At 65.3% G+C, this 24,832-nt stretch carries 21 protein-coding genes and 1 pseudogene; 13 read left to right on the forward strand and 9 right to left on the reverse strand.

Annotation, left to right across the window (positions count from 1 at the left end):
• The first annotated feature begins 76 nt into the window (after positions 1-76).
• Positions 77-1,654 (forward strand): aldehyde dehydrogenase (NADP(+)), encoded by a 1,578-nt coding sequence (locus AC1DO7_RS12665; protein WP_477116200.1) that lies wholly within the window; start codon positions 77-79, stop codon positions 1,652-1,654.
• An 84-nt stretch (positions 1,655-1,738) separates the two neighbouring features.
• Positions 1,739-2,032, forward strand: a complete 294-nt coding sequence (locus AC1DO7_RS12670; protein ID WP_441621017.1) for a hypothetical protein — start codon at positions 1,739-1,741, stop codon at positions 2,030-2,032.
• 198 nt (positions 2,033-2,230) lie between these two features.
• Here AC1DO7_RS12670 and fumC read toward each other — a convergent pair whose 3' ends face one another.
• A complete protein-coding gene (fumC, locus tag AC1DO7_RS12675; protein ID WP_477116201.1) occupies positions 2,231-3,631 on the reverse strand; it encodes a class II fumarate hydratase in 1,401 nt (466 codons plus the stop codon).
• Between the two features lie 206 nt (positions 3,632-3,837).
• Between fumC and AC1DO7_RS12680 the strand changes: the two genes are divergently transcribed.
• Positions 3,838-4,026, forward strand: coding sequence for a hypothetical protein (locus AC1DO7_RS12680; protein ID WP_441621013.1), 189 nt, complete (start codon positions 3,838-3,840; stop codon positions 4,024-4,026).
• A 144-nt stretch (positions 4,027-4,170) separates the two neighbouring features.
• Here AC1DO7_RS12680 and AC1DO7_RS12685 read toward each other — a convergent pair whose 3' ends face one another.
• Positions 4,171-4,644 (reverse strand): winged helix-turn-helix transcriptional regulator, encoded by a 474-nt coding sequence (locus AC1DO7_RS12685; protein WP_441621011.1) that lies wholly within the window; start codon positions 4,642-4,644, stop codon positions 4,171-4,173.
• 142 nt (positions 4,645-4,786) lie between these two features.
• Here AC1DO7_RS12685 and AC1DO7_RS12690 point away from each other — a divergent pair, with 142 nt between their 5' ends.
• Together AC1DO7_RS12690 and AC1DO7_RS12695 are read left to right on the forward strand one after the other, a co-directional pair.
• A complete protein-coding gene (locus AC1DO7_RS12690; protein ID WP_441621009.1) occupies positions 4,787-5,980 on the forward strand; it encodes an MFS transporter in 1,194 nt (397 codons plus the stop codon).
• 327 nt (positions 5,981-6,307) lie between these two features.
• The gene (locus AC1DO7_RS12695; RefSeq protein ID WP_477116202.1) at positions 6,308-6,745 is read left to right on the forward strand and encodes an HU family DNA-binding protein; all 438 of its coding nucleotides are present in this window, start codon (positions 6,308-6,310) and stop codon (positions 6,743-6,745) included.
• A 149-nt stretch (positions 6,746-6,894) separates the two neighbouring features.
• Here AC1DO7_RS12695 and AC1DO7_RS12700 read toward each other — a convergent pair whose 3' ends face one another.
• A complete protein-coding gene (locus AC1DO7_RS12700) occupies positions 6,895-7,860 on the reverse strand; it encodes a Bug family tripartite tricarboxylate transporter substrate binding protein (RefSeq protein ID WP_441621005.1) in 966 nt (321 codons plus the stop codon).
• A 288-nt stretch (positions 7,861-8,148) separates the two neighbouring features.
• On the opposite strand from AC1DO7_RS12700, the gene AC1DO7_RS12705 reads away from it, so the two are divergent.
• The 8 genes from AC1DO7_RS12705 to AC1DO7_RS12740 all read left to right on the forward strand — a co-directional run bounded on the left by AC1DO7_RS12705 (position 8,149) and on the right by AC1DO7_RS12740 (position 18,328).
• The gene (locus AC1DO7_RS12705) at positions 8,149-9,018 is read left to right on the forward strand and encodes a LysR substrate-binding domain-containing protein (RefSeq protein WP_441621004.1); all 870 of its coding nucleotides are present in this window, start codon (positions 8,149-8,151) and stop codon (positions 9,016-9,018) included.
• 488 nt (positions 9,019-9,506) lie between these two features.
• Positions 9,507-10,292, forward strand: a complete 786-nt coding sequence (locus AC1DO7_RS12710) for an alpha/beta fold hydrolase (protein WP_441621002.1) — start codon at positions 9,507-9,509, stop codon at positions 10,290-10,292.
• A 41-nt stretch (positions 10,293-10,333) separates the two neighbouring features.
• Positions 10,334-11,947, forward strand: a complete 1,614-nt coding sequence (locus AC1DO7_RS12715; protein WP_441621000.1) for an MFS transporter — start codon at positions 10,334-10,336, stop codon at positions 11,945-11,947.
• Positions 11,948-12,054: 107 nt separating this feature from the next.
• Positions 12,055-13,416, forward strand: coding sequence for a sigma-54 interaction domain-containing protein (locus AC1DO7_RS12720; protein ID WP_441620998.1), 1,362 nt, complete (start codon positions 12,055-12,057; stop codon positions 13,414-13,416).
• 665 nt (positions 13,417-14,081) lie between these two features.
• A complete protein-coding gene (locus AC1DO7_RS12725; protein WP_441620996.1) occupies positions 14,082-15,023 on the forward strand; it encodes an acetaldehyde dehydrogenase (acetylating) in 942 nt (313 codons plus the stop codon).
• A 13-nt stretch (positions 15,024-15,036) separates the two neighbouring features.
• Positions 15,037-16,059, forward strand: coding sequence for a 4-hydroxy-2-oxovalerate aldolase (dmpG, locus tag AC1DO7_RS12730; RefSeq protein WP_441620994.1), 1,023 nt, complete (start codon positions 15,037-15,039; stop codon positions 16,057-16,059).
• Positions 16,060-16,132: 73 nt separating this feature from the next.
• Positions 16,133-17,470: an MFS transporter gene (locus AC1DO7_RS12735; protein ID WP_441620993.1), complete on the forward strand. Its 1,338-nt coding sequence runs from the start codon at positions 16,133-16,135 to the stop codon at positions 17,468-17,470.
• An 87-nt stretch (positions 17,471-17,557) separates the two neighbouring features.
• Positions 17,558-18,328 carry an IclR family transcriptional regulator gene (locus AC1DO7_RS12740; RefSeq protein WP_441620992.1) on the forward strand — a complete coding sequence of 257 codons (771 nt, stop codon included), beginning with the start codon at positions 17,558-17,560 and terminating at the stop codon, positions 18,326-18,328.
• Positions 18,329-18,339: 11 nt separating this feature from the next.
• Here AC1DO7_RS12740 and AC1DO7_RS12745 read toward each other — a convergent pair.
• The 6 genes and pseudogenes from AC1DO7_RS12745 to AC1DO7_RS12770 all read right to left on the reverse strand — a co-directional run.
• A pseudogene (locus AC1DO7_RS12745) lies at positions 18,340-18,510 on the reverse strand (helix-turn-helix domain-containing protein); the annotation flags it as partial.
• Positions 18,511-18,578: 68 nt separating this feature from the next.
• The gene (locus AC1DO7_RS12750; protein ID WP_441620990.1) at positions 18,579-19,397 is read right to left on the reverse strand and encodes an enoyl-CoA hydratase; all 819 of its coding nucleotides are present in this window, start codon (positions 19,395-19,397) and stop codon (positions 18,579-18,581) included.
• Between the two features lie 38 nt (positions 19,398-19,435).
• Complete coding sequence (locus AC1DO7_RS12755; RefSeq protein ID WP_441620988.1) at positions 19,436-20,851, reverse strand: aldehyde dehydrogenase family protein; 1,416 nt, start codon at positions 20,849-20,851, stop codon at positions 19,436-19,438.
• Positions 20,848-21,618: an enoyl-CoA hydratase/isomerase family protein gene (locus AC1DO7_RS12760; protein ID WP_441620987.1), complete on the reverse strand. Its 771-nt coding sequence runs from the start codon at positions 21,616-21,618 to the stop codon at positions 20,848-20,850. Before AC1DO7_RS12760 ends, AC1DO7_RS12755 begins: the two co-directional genes overlap by 4 nt.
• Positions 21,619-21,621: 3 nt before the next feature.
• The gene (locus AC1DO7_RS12765; RefSeq protein WP_477116203.1) at positions 21,622-23,718 is read right to left on the reverse strand and encodes an acetate--CoA ligase family protein; all 2,097 of its coding nucleotides are present in this window, start codon (positions 23,716-23,718) and stop codon (positions 21,622-21,624) included.
• A complete protein-coding gene (locus tag AC1DO7_RS12770) occupies positions 23,711-24,715 on the reverse strand; it encodes a Bug family tripartite tricarboxylate transporter substrate binding protein (RefSeq protein WP_477116204.1) in 1,005 nt (334 codons plus the stop codon). Before AC1DO7_RS12770 ends, AC1DO7_RS12765 begins: the two co-directional genes overlap by 8 nt.
• Between the last annotated feature and the right edge of the window lie 117 nt (positions 24,716-24,832).

The following is a 24,832-nucleotide window of genomic DNA, read 5'->3' on the forward strand; positions in this document are numbered from 1 at the left end:
TCCCGTCGCCTCGCAGGAGAACGCAGCATGAACCTCACAGGCAATCTCCTCCCGTCGCCTCGCAGGAGAACGCAGCATGAACCTCACAGGCAATCTCCTCATCGGCGCGCAGGAAGTGGGCGCCACGGCGGGCAGCATGCAGGCGCTGAACCCGGCAAGCAATCTCGAGTTCGCGCCAGCCTTCGCGTTCGGCGGACTCGATGAAGTCAATCGCGCGGCGCAACTGGCCGACGACGCGTTCGACAGCTACAACAGCACAAGCCTGGAGGTGCGCGCAGCGTTCCTGGAACGCATTGCCGACGGACTCGACGCCAATGCCCAGGCGCTGGCCGAACGCACCGCGCTGGAAACCGGCCTGCCCGCCGCCCAGCTTGCCGGGGAAGCCGCAAAGGCCGCTACCCAGTTCCGGCAGTTTGCGACGGTGGTGCGCCAGGGGCGCTTCCGGCAGGCGACGATCGATCCCGCGCAGCCGGAGCGTCAACCGCGCCCGCGCATGGATCACCGCATGCAGAAGATCGGCCTCGGTCCGATTGCAATCTTCGGGGCAAGCAATTTCCCCATCTCGTACTCGGTCGCCGGCGGCGACACGGCATCGGCGCTGGCAGCCGGATGTCCCGTCATCCTGAAGGCACACAACGCGCATCCCGGCGGATCGGAAATCATGGGCCGCGTCATCCAGCAGGCCGTAAGAGACTCGGGCCTGCACGAAGGTGTCTTCTCCCTGCTGCGCGGCGGTGGCAATGCGATCGGCGAAGCGCTGGTGGATCATCCGCTCGTCAAGGGCGTGACCTTCACCGGCTCGGAGGCTGGCGGGATGGCGCTATACCGGCGTGCACAGCAGCGTCCGGATCCGATCCCTGTCTTCACCGAGATGACCAGCGTCAATCCCACGTTCGTGCTGCCTATCGCGCTCTTCTCGCGTGCCGGTGAGATTGGCGACGGCTTTGCCGAACGCATGCTGGTGAACGTGGGCCAGGCTTGCCTGAAGCCCGCAATCCTGCTCGCCATCGACGGCGTGGGCTACAGCGAACTGAAGCAGGCGATGATTGCCCGCGTCAAGGCGATGCGGTCTCGCACGATGCTCACGCCAGSCATCAACATGGCGTACCGCAAGAACGTGGGTCGTCAGCTCGACGCAGGCGCAGAAGAGATCGCGGCGGGCGCCGGGCCCGAAGGCGAGTGGGACGGCCAGTCATTCCTGTTCGAGGTGGACGGCGCGCGCCTGCTCGACGAGCCGGCATTGCTCGAAGAGGTCTTCGGACCCGCGGCACTGCTGGTGCGCGTCAAGGACGACGAGCAACTGATCGCCATCGCCAGGCGGTTCCGGGGCCAGCTCTCGGCGACGATGCATCTCGAGCGCGCCGATCATGCGCTGGCTACGCGGCTCTTGCCCATCCTCGAACGCCGCACCGGCCGCATCGTCATCAATGCGTTCGCGCATCCGCAGGAGGTTTCCTACGCATCGATTCACGGCGGTCCGTTTCCGGCCACCTCCGATAGCCGGTTCACGTCGGTTGGCATGAGTGCGATCGAACGATTTCTCCGGCCCGTCTGCTACCAGGGCTTCCCGGACGAGCTGTTGCCGGAGGCGCTCCGGCACGACAACCCGCGCGGCCTCTGGCGGCTGACCGACGGCGAACTGTCGAAGGCCTGATCCCGCCCGGCACCCGTCCGCGCCGCAACGGCGCGGGCGGCGCCACTTCGCAAGCAGCAAACGATCCGCACACAGGAGATACCCATGCAGTTTCTTGTTCTGGTTGCCCGTACCTCGCCCATCCCTGAAGACATCCCCACCCTCGCGGAGCGCGAAGCCGAGTCCGAGGTCATCCGCCATCTCTACCTGGATGGCGTCGTCAGGCAAATCTGGCTGCGCGGCGACGGGGGCGCCTGCATCATCGCCGAGAGCGACGATGCGCAAAGCCTGGAGCGCTCGTTCTCCGCCCTTCCGCTGGTGAAATCCGGTTTCCTGCAAGCGCCCACGGTGATCGCGCTGAAGCCCTATTCGGGCTTCGGCCCCAGGGCTGCGCCTTGATCGACAGGATGTTGTGATGCCGCCGAGGCGCTGGCCAACGTCAGGGATGACTCCGATCTGAACCGAACGGAAGAATTGAACGGAACCAAGCTGATCGAGGCGCTTGTCGTTGCGCTGCGCATCAACGCGGCCCAGCCCGCCCGTTACGTCGGGCAGCCGGGCCGTGGGTCCGGATCCGGATCCGGCGCGCCTGAGGTATCAGGCGCTCGGATGCGTCATCTCGATGGGCACGATCCAGCGGGCGTATTCTTCCTCGCTCAGATAGCCCAGCGCCAGCGCCGCCGCCTTGAGCGTCAGCCCTTCCTTGTGCGCCTTCTTGGCGATTGCCGCTGCCTTGTCGTAACCGATATGGCGGTTCAATGCCGTCACCAGCATCAGGTTCTTGTCGAGGTTCTCCGCGATCTTCGGCAGGTTCGGCTCGATGCCGACCGCGCAATGGTCGTTGAAGGCCAGGCTTGCGTCGGCAATCAGCTCGATGCTTTCCAGCACGTTGTGCACCATCACCGGCTTGTACACATTGAGCTGGAAGTTGCCCTGGCTGCCGGCGAACGCCACCGTGGCATCGTTGCCGAACACCTGCGCACAGACCATGGTCATCGCTTCGCACTGGGTCGGATTGACCTTGCCCGGCATGATCGACGAACCCGGCTCGTTCTCGGGAATATTCAGCTCGCCGATGCCGCAACGCGGCCCCGATGCCAGCCAGCGCACGTCATTCGCCATCTTCATCAGGCCGCCGGACAGGGTGCGCAGCGCGGCCGAGGTCTGCACCAGCGCATCGTGCGCGGACAGGGCAAAGAACTTGTTGGGCGCATCGACAAAAGGATGGCCGGTCAGCGTGGCAATATAGGCCGCCGCGCGCGCGCCGAACTGCGGATGCGCATTCAGGCCCGTCCCCACGGCCGTTCCGCCGATCGCCAGTTCCAGCAGGCCTGGCAGCGCGGTCTTGACCGCGTTCAGGCCGAAATCGATCTGCGCGACCCAGGCGCTGATCTCCTGGCCGAGCGTGATCGGCGTGGCGTCCTGGAGGTGGGTGCGGCCGGTCTTGACGATATCCTTGTACGCCGTGGCCTTGGCCGCGAGCGTGTCCCGCAGGGCTTCCACCGCCGGCAGCAGCTTGGTGTAGATCTGCTCCACCACCGCGATGTGCATTGCCGTGGGGAAGGTATCGTTGGAGCTCTGGCCACGGTTCACGTGGTCGTTGGAATGCACCGGCTTCTTGCTGCCCAGCTCGCCGCCGGCAATCTCGATGGCCCGGTTCGAGATCACCTCGTTGGCATTCATGTTCGACTGCGTGCCGGATCCGGTCTGGAACACCACCAGCGGGAAGTGATCGTCCAGCTTGCCGGCGATGACTTCGTCCGCCGCCCGCACGATCAGGCTGGCCAGATCCTTGGGCAACTCGCCCAGCTCGGCATTGGCCTCGGCCGCCGCCCGCTTGAGGATCCCCAGGGCACGGATGACCGGCCGTTGCCAGCGGAACCGGCTTACGCCGATGGGGAAATTGATGGTGGAACGCTGCGTCTGCGCGCCCCAGTATCGATCTGCGGGGACGTCGCTGGCGCCCATCGAGTCAGTTTCGGAACGGAATTCGGACATCTGAGTTGCTCCCCAAACAAGGTTAGGCCAACGCCCTCCCGCTCTGGACGAGGGATGGCGTCTCGCGGTCAAAGATCAAGCTAACGTGAAACGATAGCGCACGTTGCCGTCACTAGCACGCGTACCCCGACGGGTGAAAGGGGTAAGTCGCCACGCATCAATGGACGATCCGCTGATCGTCCCGCAAGCCATTCTCGACACGCCCCGTGCAAGGTCAAGGCAAGTTCGTCGCCACCGCGGCGACAACGACCGCCTGCGGCAACTGGCCGACGATACGCAAGCGAGAAAGGCGTATGGAGACGGAAGCCGGCCATGAAAGCCAGCCCGAAAGGCATGGAGGGATTGGTGGTGGCGACGACATTGCCGTTGCCATTGCTGAATGGCTGAACCGCTGAACGGCTGGGCAGAAGAACGGCTGGGCGGCTGGACGCGGCGGCAGGAACCCGGAACCGGCCAAGGCCGGATCCGGCAAGTCCACCCGGCGCAACTCATGAGACAAGCGCCGGCGCCCCGGCAATCGGCTGCCGGGGGAAAGTGGCTCACTCCACGCCGAGGATGGCCCGGTTGCGGGCCTTGATCGTCTCCGCCGTCTTCGCCGTCGCGCCCTCGCCGGCTTCGACCCGCACGTCGCGTATCCCAAGCATGCGCTCTCCCACGCGCAGGCCTATCGGTTCGACGGGCAGGCCGCTGCTGTGCTCGACGAGCCGCAGCGGCGCTTCATGTCCGCACCACTTGTCGCCCCATTGCATCAGCGCGATGAGCACCGGATAGAGCGCCTCGCCCTTTTCCGTCAGCCGGTATTCGGTGCGCCGCTCGCTGCCCTCGGCCAGCACCTTGTCCAGCACGCCGTGCTCGATGAGGCGGTTCAATCGCGCGGTGAGCACGTTGCGCGCGATGCCCAGGTGGTCCTGGAAGTCGTCGAAGCGTGTCGTACCCAGCGCGCATTCGCGCACGATGAGCAGAGTCCACCACTCGCCGACCTGTTCGAGCGCGCGGGCAATCGAACAGTTCATGCCATCAAAGGTTTTTCGGTACATGGAGCCATGTTAAGTAAAAAAGTTGCACGACGCAACTTGACCTGATATCGTAAGTTTCGTCACAAAACTTATCAGGCTGACAGCCTGCAAGCGGCCGCGCGCCGCCAAGGATTTCCCCATGGATAGACGCCTCCTCGTTCTGGCCTGCGGCATGTTCGCCATCGGCACCGACAGCTTTGTCGTTGCCGGCGTGCTGTCGCAGGTATCCGCCTCGCTAGGCGTGTCCGTCGCGCTCGCCGGGCAGATGGTCACCCTCTACGCGCTGAGCTATGCGCTGCTGTCACCGGTCATCGCCGCGGCGGCCGCGCACTGGCCGCGCAAGCGGCTGCTGCTCACCGGCCTGGCGATCTTCGTGCTCGGCAATGTCGTGACCGCCCTGGCGCCAGGCATCGAGCTCGTGCTGGCGAGCCGGCTGCTGGCTGGCCTGGGCGCAGCCATGTTCAGCCCGACGGCGACGGCCACCGGCGCGTCGCTGGTGCCGCCCGAGCAGCGTGGCCGGGCACTCGCCATCGTCATCGCCGGCCTGTCCAGCGCGACGGCGCTGGGCGCGCCGCTGGGCACCTTCATCGGCGGCTGGCTGGACTGGCGCGCGACCATGTGGTTCGTCGCCGCCGTCGGCACGGTGGCCGCGCTGGGCGTGGCCTGGCGCTTGCCGGACATCCCGACGCCGCCGGCCGTCAGCCTCGCGCGCCGGCTCGCGCCGCTGGGTGAGGCGCGCGTGCTGCTGACGCTTCTGACCACCTGGCTGGTGTACGCGGGCCTGTTCCTGGTCTACACGTATATCGGCTTGAGCTTCGACCGCGCCACGGGCGGCGACGCGCGCGTGCTGGCGGTGCTGCTGTTGCTTTGGGGCGTGGCCGCGACGGCCGGCAACCTGGCTGCGGGCAGGCTGACCGACCGCTTCGGCGGCCGCCGCATCATCAACGCTGCGATCGCCATCGTCGCGCTGGACTTCGTGCTGTTGCCATGGACCTCGGCCTCGCTTGTGACAGCCGTGCCCGCCCTCATCGTGTGGGGCCTGTGCGGCTGGGGCCTGCTGGTGCCACAGCAACACCGCCTGATCAGCGTCACGCCCAGCGCGGCGCCGCTCCTGCTGGGGCTGAACTCGGCCGCCATTTACGTCGGCGTGTCGATGTCGGGTCTTATCGGCGGGGCCGCCATCACCTTGTTCGACCGTCACGCCCTCGGCCTGGTCGGCGCGGTCTTCATCACGGTGGCGTTGTTCGTCGCCGAATGGGCGCAACGGCGCATCGCGCGAACCGATCGCGCGCCGGCCGGCACGCCTGCCGCGCCGCCGGTCGCGGCCCGCTGAAGCGGTGGAACTCTCCGGCAGGAAGGCATGAGCCCGGGGGGGATCCGCCGTGTGGCACCCGCAGCGATCGATCTCGAAGTCGACGAGATGCGCCCTCGCATTGCGCCCGACACCTATTGCCGCCGGCTTTGCTCGCAGGAAGGACGCTCTCGCGAAGCGCGTCGGCGAGCTGCCGGGGCCTTCGGGCAATCGCACCTGCGAACGCATTGCCGCCACGCTACAGGCGGCCTGACGACACAAACGTCTGCCCACGATGCGAAAAATTCGCTATATTCTCGCCTAGCCGCCGCCGGCGGCCATTTCCGCTTATCCGAGGATCCTGCCCACATGGCAACCAAAGCAAAACCCACCGCGAAGACCCCTGCCAAGCCCGCTGCAAAGAAGGCCGCTGCCCCGGCCAAGACGGTAGCCGCACCGGCCAAGAAGGCCGCAGCCGCTGCGCCGGTTGCCAAGCCGCTGAAGGACACGTTCAACAAGTCCAGTCTGCTGGYCCACCTGGTCGCCCAGACCGAACTGGATGCCAAGACCGTCAAGACCGTGCTCGCGCATCTGGAGACCACCATCCTGAGCGCCGTGCACAAGAAGGGCGCCGGTGAATTCACCCTGCCGGGCCTCCTGAAGGTCGTGGCCACGCAGGTACCGGCGACGAAGAAGCGCTTCGGCAAGAACCCGTTCACCGGCGAAGACCAGTGGTTCGCAGCCAAGCCGGCAACCGTGAAGGTTAAGGTCCGTGCCATGAAGAAGCTGAAGGACGCCGCGCTGTAAGCAGCGCGACCTCCCAGACGCAAGAAGGGGCAGCTCACGCTGCCCTTTTTTTATGGAATGCGCGCGAGTGGCGACGACCAGGTCCGTGTCGAAAGGCGAGCAAGGTGATCGGGGGCCAATCGGGCTACCCATTCCCGGCGGAGCAGAACCTACTCAATAACGATCCCGGCGTCCTCTGCCAACTGCCGATAGCGAGCGGTCTCGACGCGGACCCGCCGGCGGAAGGCCTCCGCATCGCCTCGCACGACGGCAATCGAGTGCCGGGCGAGCGCCTTCTCCAGATCCGGGTCATTCAGCACCGCCTGCAGTTCCGATTGCAGCCGTTGCAGCACCATCTGCGGGATGCCGCGCGGGCCTGCCACGCCGAACCAGAACGAACCGCAAGGGTTCGCTATGCCAAGGTCGGCAAAGGTGGGGACTTCCGGATACTGAGATAGCCGTGCCGTAGCGCTGGTCGCCAGCGGTCGCAGCGAGCCCGTATCGATATAGCGCCTCGCGGTACCGACCGGGTCAATGCTCAGATCGATCCGCCCGCCCAGGACGTCTGCAAGCACTTGCGTGCTGCCCCGATAAGCGACGGGCAGCATATCGAGCTGAAACGTAGTGGCAATCATGGCGCCGATGAGGTGTGGCGCCGTCCCTGGGCCAGTGGTGCCATAGGTGACCATGCCCGGCCGGGCGCGCGCTTGTGCCAGCAGTCCGGCAAAGGACTGGATATCCGAGCCGGTCCTGACCGACAAGATGACCGGCGTTTCCGCGACGAGGCCGACAGGCGCCCACGCGCCTTCCGCGGCGATGGCCAGATGAGGTCGCAGGGCAGGCAGCAAGGCGAATGTCGTCGAGCTGGCCAGCAGCAGTGTGTACCCGTCTGGCAGCGCCTTTGCCACCCGCTCCGCCGCGGTCACGGTGGATGCGCCGGGCCGATTCTCCACCAGAACTGGCTTGCCTAGCCTGTCCTGTAGTTTGTCGGCCAGCACGCGCGCAATCGTGTCGCTGGTCCCGCCAGGACTGAAGGGGACAACCAGGTGCACGGGGCGATCGGGGAATGCGAACGCGCAGGCAGGCGCGGTGAGCACCGCCGCCATCGCCAGCAGGGCGCCGTATACGAATTGCACAGTCACGCGAGTCAAGGACATCGCTGTATTAACGGCAAAACGGCGACCAGGCTTAAGGGGACAGGAGGCAATCGGCAGCCCATCATGTCCCCGTGACCCCGCCGATGCTTTACCGAGCGGCATACTTTGCGCGACTTCGCAGAGAGCAACGGTGGACGTCTTGCACTGGACAGTCTGGGCAGTCCCTGAGGGTCAGGCGGGATCAGCCCTAGCCCTATCCACTCCATTGAAGCCCGTTTCTTTGACATGATCCCGATTCTATAGGAATGGGCTCAAGCAGATATTCACTTGTCGAACCTTCATCTCAAGAGATGGGTGGAATGCAGAGTTGAACGTGACGCCCGCGGCGATCGGGCAACTCATTCGCGGCCTCGAAAGCTATTCGATATTGAACTGTTCCACCGTTCCAGCTCCGGGCCGTCGCGACTGGCATTAACGGATGCCGCACGTGCTGCGCTGCCAGACCTTCAAGGCGGCTTCGATCTCCTTTCAAACGCGGTAGAGAGACTGAAAGCGAGCAAGTCACGCATTATCTTTACCGTGACGGTCCCGCCGGCATTTGCGGAAAAATGGCTCCTGTGGCGGGTTGACCGCTTTCAGCGGCGCCATCCTTATTACGATCTGCGGATCGAGACCAGTGGCCGCTTGGTCGATTTCACCTCCGAACGGATCGATATCGGCATCCGATATGGTGCTGGCGCATCGCCGGATGTCACGTCGACGTTTCTGCTGCGCGACGAGTTCTTTCCGGTATGCAGCCCAACCCTTTTACAGGGTCCCAGCGCATTGCGAGAGCCGAGCGACCTGAAGCATCATGCCTTGATACATGACACGTCGATGATTGGCTTCGGCATCTTTCCCTCGTGGCGCTCGTGGCTACTCCACGCGGGGTATGGAAATGTTGTCGATACCGACCGCGGCCTTCAACTCAATGATTCCGCGATGGCGGTTCAGGCAGCAATCTCTGGACACGGCGTCGCACTTGGCAGAACAACGCTGGTCGAGCGCGACCTGGCGGAGGGGCGCCTTATAAAGCCCTTTGAATACGTTCAGGGGTGCGAGTTAGCGTACTACCTAGTTCACAGGAAGGAGAGCGCCCAGCATGCACCGGTACAGGCGTTCAAGGAATGGTTGCTGGAAGAGGCGGGCTCTGGCTAGGCGCAGGCAGTCGCCTCAGTCTTGCACAGTGGATGCGGCGCGCTGGAACGGGTCGGGTCGGCAATAGAGAATGAGAAGGGAAGCCAGCAAAAGGAGCCGACCTATCTGCCTACTCGCAAGCCAAGCTCAACGCGATAGCACCAACTGGACACAGTAGTGCACCTGTGGGCTCGCACGGGTCTAGTGAACCTGCTCGCCCCTACACAAGCACGCGTCGCTGAAGTGGCCTTGCTCGCCGGGCGCCGGCAAGTTTTGTCTCGGTCTTGAGACGCATCCAGTCGCAGCTCTTGGATAATCGCGTTGCCATCGCACACGTATGGGCTCATACGTGGCGCCTCCAAAACTAAATAATCACCATTGAATCAATGGCTTACCAAAAAACATAACATTACCGACGGCGGTGGCATGCCGATTGCGAAGTCCCTTGGGCAGCCGGCCCGCGCATAGTGCGCGTGCCGAACATGCGCACAAAATGGAGGTGACAAGCAATGGTCCAGAAGAAACTCGTGGCAATCGGCGATGTGTGTGCTTGGGTGTCCGGGCAAGGCCCGGCAGTGGTGTTTTGTCATGGATTCACCACCACCAGTGAGTTTTGGAAGTCGCAGGCAGAGGACCTGTCGGCGAACCACACGGTGGTCTGCATCAACTTGCCCGGCCATGGGATCTCACCGGCGCCGCGTGAGCGTGCCTATACGATGGCAGCTTTCGTAGACGACCTGCATGCGGTTTTCACCACGCTGGGTCTCAAGGACGCGGTCCTAGTGGGACTGTCGATGGGCGGCACAGTTTCGCAGCTCTTCGCGCTCAAGCATGGATCGCTGCTGCGGGGACTCGTTCTGGTCGGTGCAACCCCGCATGGCCTGGGCGAAGACGTCGACGCGGCGCGCGTGCTGGAGGCCATCGATGTGTACGGCGTTGCCAAGGCGAGCCAGAACGTCATCGAGCGGTCGTTCGCGCCATCGGCCAGCCGCGAACTCATCGACTTCGGCAAGGGCGAGGTAGTGCAGACACCTGAGCATGTCGCCCGTCAGGCAATCGTTTCGCTGAACGGCAGCGATACGCGCGATCGCCTGTCGGGCATCGCATTGCCTACGCTCGTCATCTGCGGGACCGAAGACACCATCACACCGCCGCGGGAGTCCGTGCAACTCGCTGCAGGCATTCCCGGAGCGAGGCTGCACATGGTTGAAGGCGCCGGCCACTTCCCGATGCTGGAAGCGCCGCAGGCATTCAATGCCGTCCTCGGCGCGTTCCTTGCCGAACAGACCTGCTGAAGCGCCCTCTTCACGCATACCTGCCATTTAGGAGCTCCATCATGTCAGCAGGAACCATCGCCGCGCAGCCGTCGGCAGTCAACACCCGGGAATCGCGCCAGGTCGTCCTGGCCGCAGCCTTGGGCACGGTATTCGAGTGGTACGATTTTTTTATCTATGGAAGCCTCGCCGTATTCTTCGGCAGCTTGTTTTTCCCCAAGGGCAACGAAACCGCGGCGGTGCTTGCGTCGCTGGCCACCTTCGGCGCGGGCTTTGTGCTGCGCCCGTTCGGTGCCATTGTGTTCGGCAAGCTCGGCGACACCATTGGCCGCAAATACACCTTCCTTGTGACGATGCTGATCATGGGACTGGCTACCGCGGCCGTCGGATTGTTGCCCACCTATGAGACCATCGGTTGGCTGGCCCCTGCCACGCTGGTCACGCTGCGGCTTCTGCAGGGCCTGGCGGTCGGGGGTGAGTTTGGCGGCGCGGTGACCTATATTGCCGAGCATTCGACGGCAAGGGACCGCGGCCTGATGACAAGCTGGCTGCAGATCACGGGAACCGTAGGGCTGCTGATGTCACTGTTGATCATCATGGCGTTGCGGCAGATCATGTCCGAGACCGCGTTCGCGGCCTGGGGTTGGCGCATCCCGTTCGTGCTGTCGATCGGACTGCTGGTGGTTTCACTGTATATCCGACTGCGCCTGCATGAGTCGCCTGTGTTTGCCGAAATGAAGGCCCATGGCAAGACCTCRCGCAATCCGATCCGGGACATCTTCGGCGATCGCAAGACCCTGCGGCTAGTCTTGCTGGCGATCTTTGGCATCGTCGCAGGCCAGGCGGTGATCTGGTATACCGGCCACTTCTACAGTCTCTACTTCCTGACCTCGACGCTCAAGCTTGACTACCAGTCGGCGTACCTGTACCTGACCGTCGCGTTGGTGCTAGGCACACCGTTTTTCGTCGTATTCGGCCGGCTGTCAGACCGGATTGGCCGCAAGTGGATCATGCTGACAGGCTGCCTGTTATCTGCGCTGCTGTTCATACCGATTTTCAAGGGGCTGACTACCTATGGGAATCCGCAACTCGCCGAGTTTCGCGAGCGAACCAGCGTGGTGGTCCAGGGCGGCGATTGCCGGGAGGAGCAGTCTTTTCTCGGCCAACTGTTCAATCCCAAGCTGACCACGCCGTGCACGCGCGCCAAAGCCTTTCTTTCCGCCAATGCCGTGCCCTATGTTGCCAAGCCCGGCGACGGCCCGCTTGAAATCGTCCTGAATGGCAAGCTCACAGCGGGCTTTGATGAGACTCGGCTCAAGGCTGACCTGGTGGCCGCGGGCATGCCGCTGAAAGCAGATCCGGCGCGCGTTGATGCGCCCCGCATGATCGGACTGCTGTTCGTTCTGGTACTGCTCGCGACCATGGTCTATGGCCCGCTCGGCGCGTGCCTGGTCGAACTGTTTCCCACGCAGGTGCGCTACAGCGGCGTATCAGTAGCACTGCAGTTTGGCAATGGCTGGATCGGCGGCTTCGCGCCGTTCATCGCGACGGCGGTCGTGGTGCGGACCGGCGATATCTTTGACGGCCTGCTTTATACCGTCATCGTGGCTGCGGTCTGTTTCGTCATCGGCGCATGGCGGCTGCCAGAGACGCGCGGGCGCGACATGCGCGCCTAACGCGGCGACAAGGCGCGGGCGGTCGGCATGCCTCCTGTTGACTGCCCGCCGATGGCTGCCTAATCTAAAGAGCGAGACGAGGCGTCTCATCATTGAGATAGTGTGCCATGCCCTTCCCCGAACTTTCCGGCAACAGTGACAGCCAGGCGTCATTCCTGAAGCTCGTGCTCGATCATGTCTCTGACTGCCTCGTTGCGGTGGATACCGAAGGACAGATCGTTCTGATCAATGAGCCTTACTGCAAGTTGCTGGGCGGCACTGAGGCGGATTTTCTTGGACGGCATATCACTGAGGTGGTCTCTCCGCACACGCGCCTGCACAAGGTGGCGCGCGGCGAGGAAGTGGTGGGCGGCGCGCCGCTGCAGGTTCGGGGCTGCAAGCTGATCACCCGGCAGGTTCCGGTCCTGCATGAGGGGCGTATCGTCGGTGCCGTTGGCCTCGCGCTCTTTTCCAACTACGAACTGCTCAAGCGCACTTACGCCCTGGCATTTACGCCAGGCATCGCTCTGCAGAATGCCCGCAGCGGCTGGACCACCCAGCATACGGCTGACGATATCCTTGGCACCGGCCCGGAGATGGACGCATTGCGGCAACAGATCCGCGTGGCATCCTCGCATGCGTTTCCGACCCTCTTGCAAGGAGAGACCGGCACCGGCAAGGAGCTTGCCGCGCATGCCATCCACAGCGGCTCGGATCGTGCCCAGCGGCCTTTTGTCTGGGTCAACTGCGCCTCGATCCCTGAGCAATTGATCGACGCGGAACTGTTCGGCTACGAGGGGGGTGCGTTCACTGGTGCGTCGAGTCGCGGAAAGCCGGGCAAGTTTGAACTGGCTTCCGGCGGCACGCTGTTCCTCGACGAGATCGGCGACATGCCTATGGCGCTGCAGACCAGCCTACTGCGTGCCATTCAACACCAGCAGATAGTACGCGTGGGCGGGACATCTCCGCTGGACATCGACGTTCGCATCATCTGCGCCACCCACCGCGACCTTGCGCAAGCTGTCGAGACCGGCCGTTTCCGAGCGGATCTCTACTACAGGCTCTCCATGTTCCGTGTTTTGTTGCCGCCGCTGCGGGACCGCAGCGATCTGCGGGGACTGGTCACCCAGATCTATGCACGGCTCCTTGCGCGGCACGGCCTGGATCCCAGGCCCTTGCTAGACGACGTAATGGAAGCACTGCTGCAGCATCGGTGGCCAGGCAATGTGCGTGAGTTAGAAGGGGTATTGATTCGCTACAACCTTGACGGGAAAGTCGATATCCCCGCCGCTCAGGGCGCGGCCCCCCCTCAATCGGCGACAGAAGTGGCGACCTTCGACCTTCACACGCACCTCGAACGGCAGAAGCACGCCATGATCCAGACCGCGCTTCGACATTGCGGCCAGGACCGTAACAAGGCTGCAGCGTTGCTTGGCATCAGCCGTGCGTCCCTATATCGGGAACTACAGGCAGCCCGCCCTCGGCAGTGACCTAAGGCACTTCGGAAGCGGTCCAGCCGCTGGCCGCAGCCAGACGGGCGTGACGGGGCGACCGAAGGAGTCCAAGCGTGGATTTCAGCAATCGGTGCCGGCGGCAGCGGGGGTCGGCGGGTTCACCGCCCCGCCTGAACGAAGCAGGCTCTTGAAGACCCAAGGGTGGTGCCACCGTCTCCGGCGCATGAGCCGCTCTACGTATTCCTTGTGATGAGGGCGGCCACGATATTGCTTTGGGAGTTCCCACCGCCATCGACTCGGGCTTGTAGATGCTCGGCCGTGCATTGAAGGTGTCGAGCCTGTCGACTGGAGAGCGTCCGATTCGGGAACGATGCAAACCGCGCCGCCGGCGGCAAAGCCTGCGGAAATGATTTCCTCCTCCGACGCTACCCGCCGCCGTCGCAAAGCCCCCGCCCCGCGCTCCGTTTGAGTGTCCTACGTACCACTATTTCAGCTGACCCTCTGCTTCGCGGGCACTATTCGCACCTTTAATTTCTCAACATATAAGAAAGCTTCTCATAAGTTGATAATTACGAAGCCGCGGGTTAATCTTCGCCCGCAGTACAGACCCGCCAACGCACAGCGCGAATCCGCACACGGCTGACTCACCCCCGGCACCCGCAAGAAGGGCAGGCAGCAGCGGTGCACCAAAGGAGGCTCAATTGGTAACGAAGAAACTCAAGGCCGCGATCATCGGATCGGGCAACATCGGCACGGACCTGATGATCAAGATCCTGCGCCACGGCAAGCACCTGGAAATGGGCGCCATGGTCGGGATCGACCCGGCATCCGACGGCCTGGCGCGCGCCGCCCGCATGGGCGTGGCGACCACGCATGAGGGCGTGGAAGGTCTGATCGGGCTGCCGGGATTCGCCGACATCGACGTCGTGTTCGACGCCACCAGCGCCGGCGCCCACGTGAAGAACGACGCCCGCCTGCGCGAAGTCAAGCCGGGCATCCGCATGATCGACCTGACGCCCGCGGCCATCGGCCCGTACTGCGTGCCCGTGGTGAACCTGGAGCATTGTCTCGACGCGCTGAACGTCAACATGGTCACCTGCGGCGGCCAGGCCACGATCCCGATGGTGGCAGCCGTGTCGCGCGTGGCGAAGGTGCACTACGCCGAGATCGTTGCGTCGATTTCCAGCAAGTCGGCCGGTCCCGGCACGCGCGCCAACATCGACGAATTCACGGAAACCACCTCCAGGGCCATCGAGGTGATCGGCGGCGCCGCCAAAGGCAAGGCCATTATCGTGCTGAACCCCGCCGAGCCGCCGCTCATCATGCGCGACACCGTCTACGTGCTGAGCGCCGCCGCCAACCGTGTGGAAGTGGAAGCCTCCATCGAGGAAATGGCCGCCGCCGTGCAGCAGTACGTGCCCGGCTACCGCCTCAAGCAGAAGGTCCAGTTCGACGAGATCCCGGCCAGCGCCCCGCTCAACATCCCCGGCCTCGGCAAGTTCAGCGGCCTGAAGACCTCGGTTTTCCTGGAGGTCGAGGGCGCCGCCCACTACCTGCCTGCCTACGCCGGCAATCTCGACATCATGACCTCCGCCGCGCTGGCCACCGCCGAGCGCATGGCGCAGTCCGTTCTGACCGCTTGAGGAGACACCCGCCATGCCTTTCAACCCCGGCAAGAAGCTCTACATTTCCGACGTGACGCTGCGCGACGGCAGCCACGCCATCCGCCACCAGTACTCGATCCAGAACGTCAGGGACATCGCCCGCGCGCTCGACAAGGCCCGCGTCGACTCCATCGAGGTCGCGCACGGCGACGGCCTGCAGGGCTCCAGCTTCAACTACGGTTTCGGCGCCCACACCGACCTGGAGTGGATCGAGGCGGTGGCCGGCGAGATCTCGCACGCGCGGATCGCCACGCTGCTGCTGCCCGGCATCGGCACCATCCACGACCTGGACAACGCCTACAAGGCCGGCGCGCGCATCGTGCGCGTGGCCACGCACTGCACCGAGGCCGACGTCTCGCGCCAGCACATCGAGCGCGCCCGTGAACTTGGCATGGACACGGTCGGCTTCCTGATGATGAGCCACATGACCACGCCGGAGAACCTGGCGGTCGAGGCCAAGAAGATGGAAAGCTACGGCGCCACCACGATCTACGTGGTCGACTCCGGCGGCGCGCTGGGCATGGACGACGTGCGCGCCCGCTTCCGCGCCCTGAAGGCCGTGCTCGACCCGTCGACCACGACCGGCATGCACGCGCACCACAACCTGTCGCTGGGCGTGGCGAACTCCATCGTCGCCGTCGAGGAAGGCTGCGACCGCATCGACGCCAGCCTGGCCGGCATGGGCGCCGGCGCCGGCAACGCACCGCTGGAGGTGTTCATCGCCGCCGCCGACCGCATGGGCTGGGACCACGGCACCGACCTCTACGCGCTGATGGACGCCGCCGACGAACTGGTCCGTCCGCTGCAGGACCGCCCGGTACGAGTCGACCGCGAGACCCTGGCGCTGGGCTACGCCGGCGTGTACTCCAGCTTCCTGCGCCACTCGGAAGTCGCCGCGAAGAAGTACGGCATCAAGACGGTCGACATCCTCGTCGAACTGGGCAAGCGCCGCATGGTCGGCGGCCAGGAAGACATGATCGTCGACGTCGCACTGGACTTGCTGAACAAGGCATAACCTGCCGCATCCGCCGCGCCCCGGTGGCACAACCGACGGGGCGCAACGCATCAATACAAAAGAGACACGAACAATGAGACAGACTGTAACCGGCTCCAATGTGGGCGGCATGGCTGCACCCAGGGAGTCCCTGATCACGTCGACCGACCGCCGCCGCGCGCTGGTGGGCAGCGCGGTGGGCAGCACCATCGAGTGGTACGACTATTTCCTGTACGGCACCATGTCGGCCACGGTGTTCGGCAAGCTGTTCTTTCCCGCGACCGACGCTGTCACCAGCCAGTTGCTGGCCCTGGCCTCGTTCGCGCTCGCCTTCCTGATCCGCCCGATCGGCGGCATCGTCTTCAGCCATATCGGCGACCGCATCGGCCGCAAGAAGACGCTGGCCATGACCCTTGGCATCATGGGCGTGTCCACCGTCGCCATCGGCCTGGCCCCGACCTACGAGAGCATCGGCGTGTGGTCGCCCATCATCCTGACGCTGCTGCGCCTGCTGCAAGGGCTGGCACTGGGCGGCGAGTGGGGCGGCGGCCTGCTGCTGGCGGTGGAATATTCGCCGCCCAAGCGTCGCGGCTTCTACGGCGCGGTGCCGCAGATCGGCGCACTGGTCGGCCTGGCGCTGGGCAATCTGATCACCTCGGGCCTGAGCGTCGCCTTCTCGGAGGAAGCGTTCTATGCCTATGGCTGGCGCATTCCGTTCGTGCTGTCGATCGTACTGGTGCTGGTCGGCATGTGGATCCGCAACACCGTGGACGAAACCCCGTCATTCAAGCGCGTGATGGCGAGCAAGACCGAAAGGAAGGTGCCACTGGTCGAGACCGTGACGAACCACTGGCGCGCGGTGCTGGTGGTGATCGGCGCCAAGTTCGTCGAGACGTCGACCTTCTTCCTGTTCGCCACGTTCACGGTGTCGTACCTGGTGGGCCTGCACTATGCCCGCGTCGATGCCCTGAACATGGTGCTGGCCGCCGCCGTCATCGGCTCACCGATGATGCTGGTGTACGGCGGCCTGTCGGACCGCATCGGCCGCAAGACGATGTTCGTGCTGGGCACTGTCGCCGCCATGGCCTACGTGCTGCCGTTCTTCTGGCTGATGAACCAGGGCTCGGTGTGGCTGTGCGCGCTGGCGGTGATCGTCGGCTTCGCGCTGATCTGGCCGATCTACGGTTCGGTACTGGGGACGTTCTTCGCCGAGAGCTTCCCGCCTGACGTGCGCTACACCGGCGTCTCGCTCGGCTACCAGGTCGGCGCGGCTATCGTGGGCGGCCCGATGCCGCTGATCGCCACGGCCCTGCTGGCGTACTACGGCGGCAGCTACATCCCGGTGAGCCTGTTCGTGATCCTGTGCGGCGCGGTCTCACTGGTCGCCGTAGCTTTCACGAAGGACCGCAGCGGCCAGTTGCTGGACGACTGAGCCCGGCTTTAGCTGCCCACGCAATTTCCTGAGCCGTTCCCCCCGACGCCGCCGCGACCACTGGTCCGGCGGCGTTACACTTATGGCATGACCGACACGACTTCCCCCACTCGCACCCTTGCCAGCCAGACRCTTTTCCGCGGCCTGGACGTCGTCGATGCCGTCGCGGCCGGCGCCCTGACCGTGCAAGAAATCGCCGATCGCACCGGGCTGCCGTTCAGCACGACGCACCGGCTGGCGTCGGCGCTGGTGCAGGTTCGCTACCTGAATTTCGAACCCCGGCGCGGCTACCGGCTGGGGCCTCGCCTGCTGGAGCTCGGCTTCGCTGCGTACCGCGACTCGGACATCACACGCAGCGCGCGCGCCGGCATGGAGCAGCTTGCCGAGCAGACCAAGGACACCGTCCACCTCGCCCAGCTCGACGGCGACGAGATCATCTACCTCGACAAGATCGGCGGACAGCGCGCGATCAGCGTGAATTCCCGCATCGGCGGCCGCAAGCCGGTCTGCTCGACCGGCGTGGGCAAGGCCCTGATCCTGGACGAGAGCGAGGAGAAGTGGCGTGCGCGCTACGCCTACGATGCCCAGCGGAACAACGTCCACGTCCCACTCGACAAGTGGCTGGCCGGCATGCGCGGCTACGCAGTGGGCGGCTATGCCTTCGACCTGGAGGAAGACGCCCCCAGCATTCGCTGCGTGGCGGTGCCGATCCGCGACGCCAGCGGCCAGACCGTGGCGGCCATCAGCGTCACGGGCACGGCCGACTACACCGACGAAGCACAACTGCGAGCCCTGATTCCAATGGTGCGGCGGGTCGCGGCATCCATCAGCGAAAGGATTGGCGGCAGGCTGGCGTAAGCAGCCCTCGCGCTGATCTTCGGTGGGCGGCCGGGTATCGCCGTGGCCAGTGGCGCCTTCTTCCCGCCGTTGGCAAAGTCGGCCAGCCAGCGATAGACGTTGCGCAGATTGACACCAAAGGCCGCAGCCACGTCTCCCGCCGTCTGGACTTCGCGAATCGCCTTAACCGCCCGCTGCCCCATTGTCTGCAAGGCTTGGTGTTCGATCGACCGAGCATCCGAGTGTCGTCGGGCGCGGGAACGACTACCGGTCAACGGCCGGTAAATCGGGCAGGTCTGCGCTCGATGAAATGCGCAACCCCCTCCGTAAAGTCCTCGCTCTGGATGCTTTCGAACATCTCGGCATTGGCAACCCGAGTTGCTTCGGCCAATGACTGGAACGGTTGCTCCCACAATTGCCGCTTCATCACGCGGATAGATCGGGGCGAAACGTTCTCTGCCAAGTCGTCGGCATAGTCGAGCGTCGTAGCCATGAGCGTGTCCACATCGACCACACGGTCGACCAGGCCGATCCGCAGCGCCTCGTCAGCCAGCACCTTTCGCGCCGAGTACAGCAGGTCGGCGGCGCGACCGGGGCCGACCACGCGTGGCAGTAGCCAGGAGATACCGTGCTCGGCAATCAAGCCCCGACGCGCGAACGCAGTGCTGAACGCGGCGTTGGCGCTGGCGAAGCGCATGTCGCTGTACAGCGCGAACACCAGCCCCAGTCCCGCTGCCGCACCATTGATCGCCGCGATCACGGGCTTGCGCATGGCCGGAAAGTAGCCATAGCGCGTCTGATAGTCGGCGCGCCGGTTCATGTCGAACGGGCGCATCCACTGGGCGGCGCGGATGTCGCCAGGCGGCAGCACTTCGAGTTCGTTGATGTCCATGCCGGCGCAGAAGCCCTTGCCGGCGCCGGTCAGCACCACCACGCGGACGTTGTCGTCGCGATCAGCGGCCTCCATGGCGTCGCGCAGTTCGGCCTCCATGACCTTGGTCAGCGCGTTGAGCTTGTCCGGCCGGTTCATGGTGACCACGGCGATCCGCTCGCTTTTTCCGGCGCGAGCAACGGTAACCTGACTGTACATAGTGCGATTCCTTTCGATGTCGATGTCGATGTCGTGACTTAGGGGAGCTGAACGGATCGCGGCTCCAGGAACTCTTCCAGCCCATAGGCACCGCCTTCGCGCCCGACGCCGGACAGGCCGAAGCCGCCAAATGGTGCCGCGGGGTTGAAGCGGGCGCCATTGACGTCCACCTGGCCCGCCCGCAGCGCGTTGGCGAGCGCTTCGCCGGCGCTGTCATCGGCAGCCCAGACCGTGGCGGCCAGCCCGTAGCGCGTGCCGTTGGCCAGAGCGATCGCCTCGTCGACGCTGTCGTAGCACAGCACCGCCAGCACCGGCCCGAAGACTTCCTCCTGCGCCAGCCGGCTGTCTGGCGCGACGTTGCCGTAGATGGTCGGCGCGACGAAATAGCCGGTCGCTGGCACGGGTGCGTCGGCACCGCCGGAGATCCGGTCGAAGCCGGCCTCTTCCGCTTCTGCGATATGCGCATGCACGCGCTGACGCTGTAGCGCCGACAGCAAGGGGCCGATCCGGGTCTCGCCATCGGCGGGGTCGCCGAGCTTCATCGCTGCGGCAGCCTCGGCCAGCAGTTGCCGGCAGCGCGGATAGTCCTCGCGTGCAACGATCATCCGGGTGGTGGCGCTGCAGGTCTGCCCCGAGTTGAGGAAGCAGGAACTGATCGTCGCCTTGACTGCCCTGGCGAGATCCGCGCCCGGCAGCACGACGGCCGCCGACTTCCCGCCCAGCTCCATCGACACGCGCTTCATGTCGCCGGCCGCCTGCGCGGCGACCTTGCGGCCGACCGCCGTGGAGCCGGTGAACGACACCATGTGGATGTCGGGATGCGAGACCAGCGCCTCACCGACCGCCGCGCCACCCAGCACGAGATTGAGGACGCCCGGCGGCAGCTTCGCCTGCTCGCACGCGGCCATCAGCCGTTCCGTGACGGCGGGAGCCAACTCTGACGGCTTCAGGACCGCCGTGCAGCCGGCCAGCAAAGCGGGCGCCAGCTTGGCAGTGATCTGGTGCAACGGGTAGTTCCACGGCGTAATGGCGGCCACCACGCCAACCGGTGCCAGCGTCACGCGGGAATTGCCGAGCGTACGGACGAAGTCGAATGTGTCGGCCAGCGCCGCCGTGGCGCGCCACGCCGCGATCGGTGCATCCACCTGGATGCGGCGTGACAGCTTCTGCGGCATGCCGACTTCGCGCGAGATGTCATTGGCGAGTTCCGCCGCGCAGCCTTCCAGCGCGTCGGCCAGCGCATGCAGATACGGCGCCCGCCCGGCTGCGCCCAGCGCCTGCCAGTTTGGCTGTGCCCGCGCGGCCGCCGCCACTGCTTCGGCCACATCGTCTGCGGTGCCGAGACGGACCTCGGCCAACGGGGCTTCGGTCGCTGAATCGTAGACGCGGATCGATTCACCGCCTCGCATCGTGCGACGTGCGCCGTCGATATAGTGTTGGGTCAACTGCTTCACTGCGACTCCCTTGTTTTGCGTTGATCGAGGAACGCTGCCATCACACGCTGCGGTTCGCCGTCGGCATAGCACTCGAGCTGCGCCCGGATGCCGGCGACACAGGCCTCATCGAAACCCGGCTGCGTCATGGCGCGAAAGCGCTGTTTGGACAGGCGCACGGCGGTCGGCGGCAGCGCCGCGAGCGACCTGGCCTGTACGAGCGCCTGCGTCATCAGCTCGGTCTCGCCGCACAGCGCCGTCACCAGGCCAATGTCGAAGGCGCGCTGGCCACTGACCAGTTCGCCCGACAGCGACATCTGCACGTTATGCGTGTGCCCCACGTGCAGCGTCATCAGATAGGATCCGACGATGCTCGCCAGGCCTGCCTTGACCTCCGGCTGTCCCCAGCGGCTATCCGCCGTGGTCAGGCGCCAGTCAGCGCACAGCGCCAACTGGAAACCCGCGCCGGCAGCCACGCCCCGCACGGCTGCCACGCAGGGCTTGTCCAGGTCGCGGACAGCCTGGTACATCGCCCGCTGCCGGTTCAGCCAAGGCACGAGCTGCTGCCAGGTCACGGTGGCGGCCTCATCGAGGTCCTGCCCGGCGCAAAACGCCCGCTCGCCGGCACCGGTCAGCATGACGGCGCGCACGGACGGATCGGCGTTGAGCCGGCCCAGCGCTTCGATCAGCTCGCCGCGCAGGGCGTCGTTGACCGCGTTCATGCGGGCCGGGCGATGTAGCGTGACGATGGCGATCTCGTCATCCTGTTCGACACGTACAGCTTCCATGCTTCAACTCCCCTTGAGTTCCACCACGGCATCGACCGCCATGACGCCTTCACCGGCTGCCATCACCATCAGCGGATTGATGTCGACCGATGCCAGCGCAGTCCGGTGACGCAATGCCCAGTCGCCGAGCGCGACCGCCGACGACGCCAGCGCCTCCAGGTCGAGCGCCGGGATATCGCGATAGCCGTCGAACAGCGGTGCCAGGCGCAGCCGCGCGCAGGCCGCCTTGACGTCTTGCGCCGTGAACGGCGCCAGCAGTGTCACGACGTCCTTGCGGAGCTCGAGCAGCGTGCCTCCCTCCCCGATCATGACCAGCGGCCCGAACACGGGATCGACCGAGACGCCCAGCGCGAACTCATGCTGGCCCTTGACCATCGCCGCCACGACCACCCGTGGCAATGCCACGCCCAACCGCTGCAGCGTGTCGAGGCAGGCCTGCGTCGCGCGGGCCACGCTCGCGGCATCGGTGACTCGAAGGTGCACGAGGCCATGCTCGCTCTTGTGCGGGACCTCCGCCGCGCAGCCCTTGACCACCACAGGCACCCCGCCGAGCGCGTTAAACGCCGTCACCGCCGCATCCACGCTGTCGCATAGCCAGTGCGGCACGGTCGGTACGCCGGCTTCGGCGAGCAAGGCCAGGCTATGGGCTTCATCCTGCAAGCCGCTGCCGTCGAGCTGCAGTGCGTCGGGGCAGAGCGGCGCCGTCGCCGGTGCCGCCTCGGCCAGCCGATGATGCGCGGCGTATTGCGCCAGCGCTGCTATGGCATCGGCTTCAGTGACGAAAGCCRGCACGCCGTGTCGCACAAAGACCTCGCGGACCGACTGTTGCGGCGCGCTGGCCACCAACGGTTTGGCTTGGTTCGCGCTGAAGGCGGCGGCGTCGCGCGCCAGTGCCTCGACGTCGTAGCCGGGACCTGCCACCGGAATGCCGACCATCACCATGTCGGCCTGCGGATCGGCGCCCAGCGCCTGGAGCACGCGCGGGAACATGTCGCCCTTGCCCAGCAGCGCCGCGGTCATGTCGAGCGGATTGCTGGCCGTGCCGAACTCGGGCAGGATCGCGCCCAGTTCGCGCAGCGTTGCCGCCTGGAGTTCGGTCAGCGGCAGATCGTGCCGTTCGGCCAGGTCGGCCGCCATCACGCCCACGGCGCCGCTATGACTCATCACGACCGTGCGGCCCTGCCCCGGGGCGCGCTGCTGCAAATACAGCGGCACCGCGCGGACCAGTTCGCCGATATCGCGCGCACGCCAGATGCCGTGACGGGCCAGGAAGGCATCGATCGCGGCGTCGTTGCCGACCAGCGCACCGGTATGCGAGGCTGCCGCCATGGCACCGCGCTGGCTGTTGCCGGCCTTGATCGCCACGATGCTCGCGCCACGCACTCGGGCCACCTCCGCCGCGCGGGCAAGCTGAGCAGGGTCGGACACCGATTCGAGGTAGACCAGGATCAGCCGCACCTCCGGGTCCGCCGCCACGGCCGCGGTCATCGCGCAGGCGTCGAGATCGGCGTCGTTGCCCGTCGCTACCAGGTAGCGCACGCCGTAGCCGGCCTGGCGCAGCAACGCATAGGGCATGACGCTCGCCGCGCCGCTCTGGCTGATGATCGCGATCGGGCCGTCCTGGGGCGCCACCTCCATGAACATGGTCGAGAAATTGAGCACCGCTCCGCTGGCGAAGTTGGCCGTACCTTGCGCGTTCGGCCCCACCAGCCGCATGCCGCTGTCTCTGGCCACCGCCACCAGTTCCTGCTGCCGCTGGCGTCCCGCCTCTCCCGTCTCGGCGAAACCGGACGCCATGATGACGGCAGCCTTGACGCCAGCGGCGCCGCACTGACGCACCTGTTCAAGCGTGGCATCGCCGGACACGGCAATCACCACGGCGTCCGGCGCCTTGCCGATCGCACCGAGATCAGGGTACGCGCGATAGCCCTGGATGACCGCGCGCCCCGGGTTGACCGGAAACACCTCGCCCGTGTAGCCGAAGGTGCGCATGTAGTGGATCGGCCGTCCGCCTACCTTGTTGGGGTTGTCCGAGGCGCCGATCACGGCCACCGAGGCCGGCGAGAACAGGGCGTCGAAGGTTGCAGTGGTCTCAGTCAAGGCTCGCTCCCGATGCCTTGACCACCGGCGCCCACTTGCCCGCGTCATGCTGGATCAGCCTGGAGAAGTCCGCGGGCGTACCCGGCAGCGGCCGGGCACCCAGCGCGGCAAGCTGCTTCTGCACGTCTGCCTGCGCGAGCACGGCCTGCAGTTCGCTGTTCACGCGGCGGATCACGTCTGGTGTGGTTCCTTTCGGTGCCGACAGGCCGAACCAGATGGTCACGTCGAAGCCCGGCAGGCCGGCCTCGGCAATCGTCGGCACCTTGGGTAGCGCTTCCGAACGGGTCGCGCCGGTCACGCCTAGCGCTTTGACCTTGCCCGCGTTGATGTACTGCCCCTGGCTCGACACCGTGTCGAACATCATCGAGATGCGTCCGCCAAGCAGATCAGTGAACGCCGCGGCCGAGCCCTTGTATGGCACATGGACGATATCAATTCCGGCCATCGACTTGAACAGTTCGCCGGACAGATGGTTGGAGCTGCCATTGCCGGCAGAGCCGAACGTCAGCGTGCCCGGCTTCTGCCTTGCCAGCGAGATCAGCTCCTTGATGTTGCCGACCGGCAGGTTGTTCGACACCACCAGTACGTTGACCGTGGAGGCCACCGAGCCCACGGCATCGAACGCCTTGAGGGGGTCCACCTTCAGCGAGCGGTAGAGCCACGGGTTGATCGCCATAGTGCCGGTGGTGGAGAAGAAGAGCGTATAGCCGTCGGAAGCCGCCTGCGCAGMGGCCTCGGTGGCGATGGTGCCGCCGGCGCCGCCGCGGTTATCGACCAGCACAGGCTGTCCAAGCTGCTGCGACAGGTGCTGGCCGATCAGTCGCGCCATCGCGTCAGTGGGCCCGCCGGCCGGAAACGGCACGACCAGGCGGATCGGTTTGGCGGGATATCCGGTCGAGGCGGCAGCGGCGGCACTGAAGGCGGCCGGGATGGCAGCGAACAGCAAGGCACATAACGGTCGCCGGAATGCGCGAAGCACAGCGGAATAGCACGGCATGTTGTCTCCAGATGTTGCGTAAGCCCTCTCTGCAGGGAGGGATGTCCTTAGTGTATGGAGTCCTAAGCCAACTCAAAAGAGTATAATCATCGATATCTGATATCCATTTTTTGGATG

Source organism: Cupriavidus sp. 05N40, assembly GCF_056397305.1.

What these genes read in the sequence shown, in the direction of transcription:
- AC1DO7_RS12670 (WP_441621017.1), top strand. Translation starts at nt 1,739, where the DNA reads ATGCAGTTTCTTGTTCTGGTTGCCCGTACCTCGCCCATCCCTGAAGAC.
- fumC (WP_477116201.1), bottom strand. Translation starts at nt 3,631, where the DNA reads ATGTCCGAATTCCGTTCCGAAACTGACTCGATGGGCGCCAGCGACGTC.
- AC1DO7_RS12685 (WP_441621011.1), bottom strand. Translation starts at nt 4,644, where the DNA reads ATGAACTGTTCGATTGCCCGCGCGCTCGAACAGGTCGGCGAGTGGTGG.
- AC1DO7_RS12690 (WP_441621009.1), top strand. Translation starts at nt 4,787, where the DNA reads ATGGATAGACGCCTCCTCGTTCTGGCCTGCGGCATGTTCGCCATCGGC.
- AC1DO7_RS12710 (WP_441621002.1), top strand. Translation starts at nt 9,507, where the DNA reads ATGGTCCAGAAGAAACTCGTGGCAATCGGCGATGTGTGTGCTTGGGTG.
- AC1DO7_RS12720 (WP_441620998.1), top strand. Translation starts at nt 12,055, where the DNA reads ATGCCCTTCCCCGAACTTTCCGGCAACAGTGACAGCCAGGCGTCATTC.
- dmpG (WP_441620994.1), top strand. Translation starts at nt 15,037, where the DNA reads ATGCCTTTCAACCCCGGCAAGAAGCTCTACATTTCCGACGTGACGCTG.
- AC1DO7_RS12735 (WP_441620993.1), top strand. Translation starts at nt 16,133, where the DNA reads ATGAGACAGACTGTAACCGGCTCCAATGTGGGCGGCATGGCTGCACCC.
- AC1DO7_RS12750 (WP_441620990.1), bottom strand. Translation starts at nt 19,397, where the DNA reads ATGTACAGTCAGGTTACCGTTGCTCGCGCCGGAAAAAGCGAGCGGATC.
- AC1DO7_RS12760 (WP_441620987.1), bottom strand. Translation starts at nt 21,618, where the DNA reads ATGGAAGCTGTACGTGTCGAACAGGATGACGAGATCGCCATCGTCACG.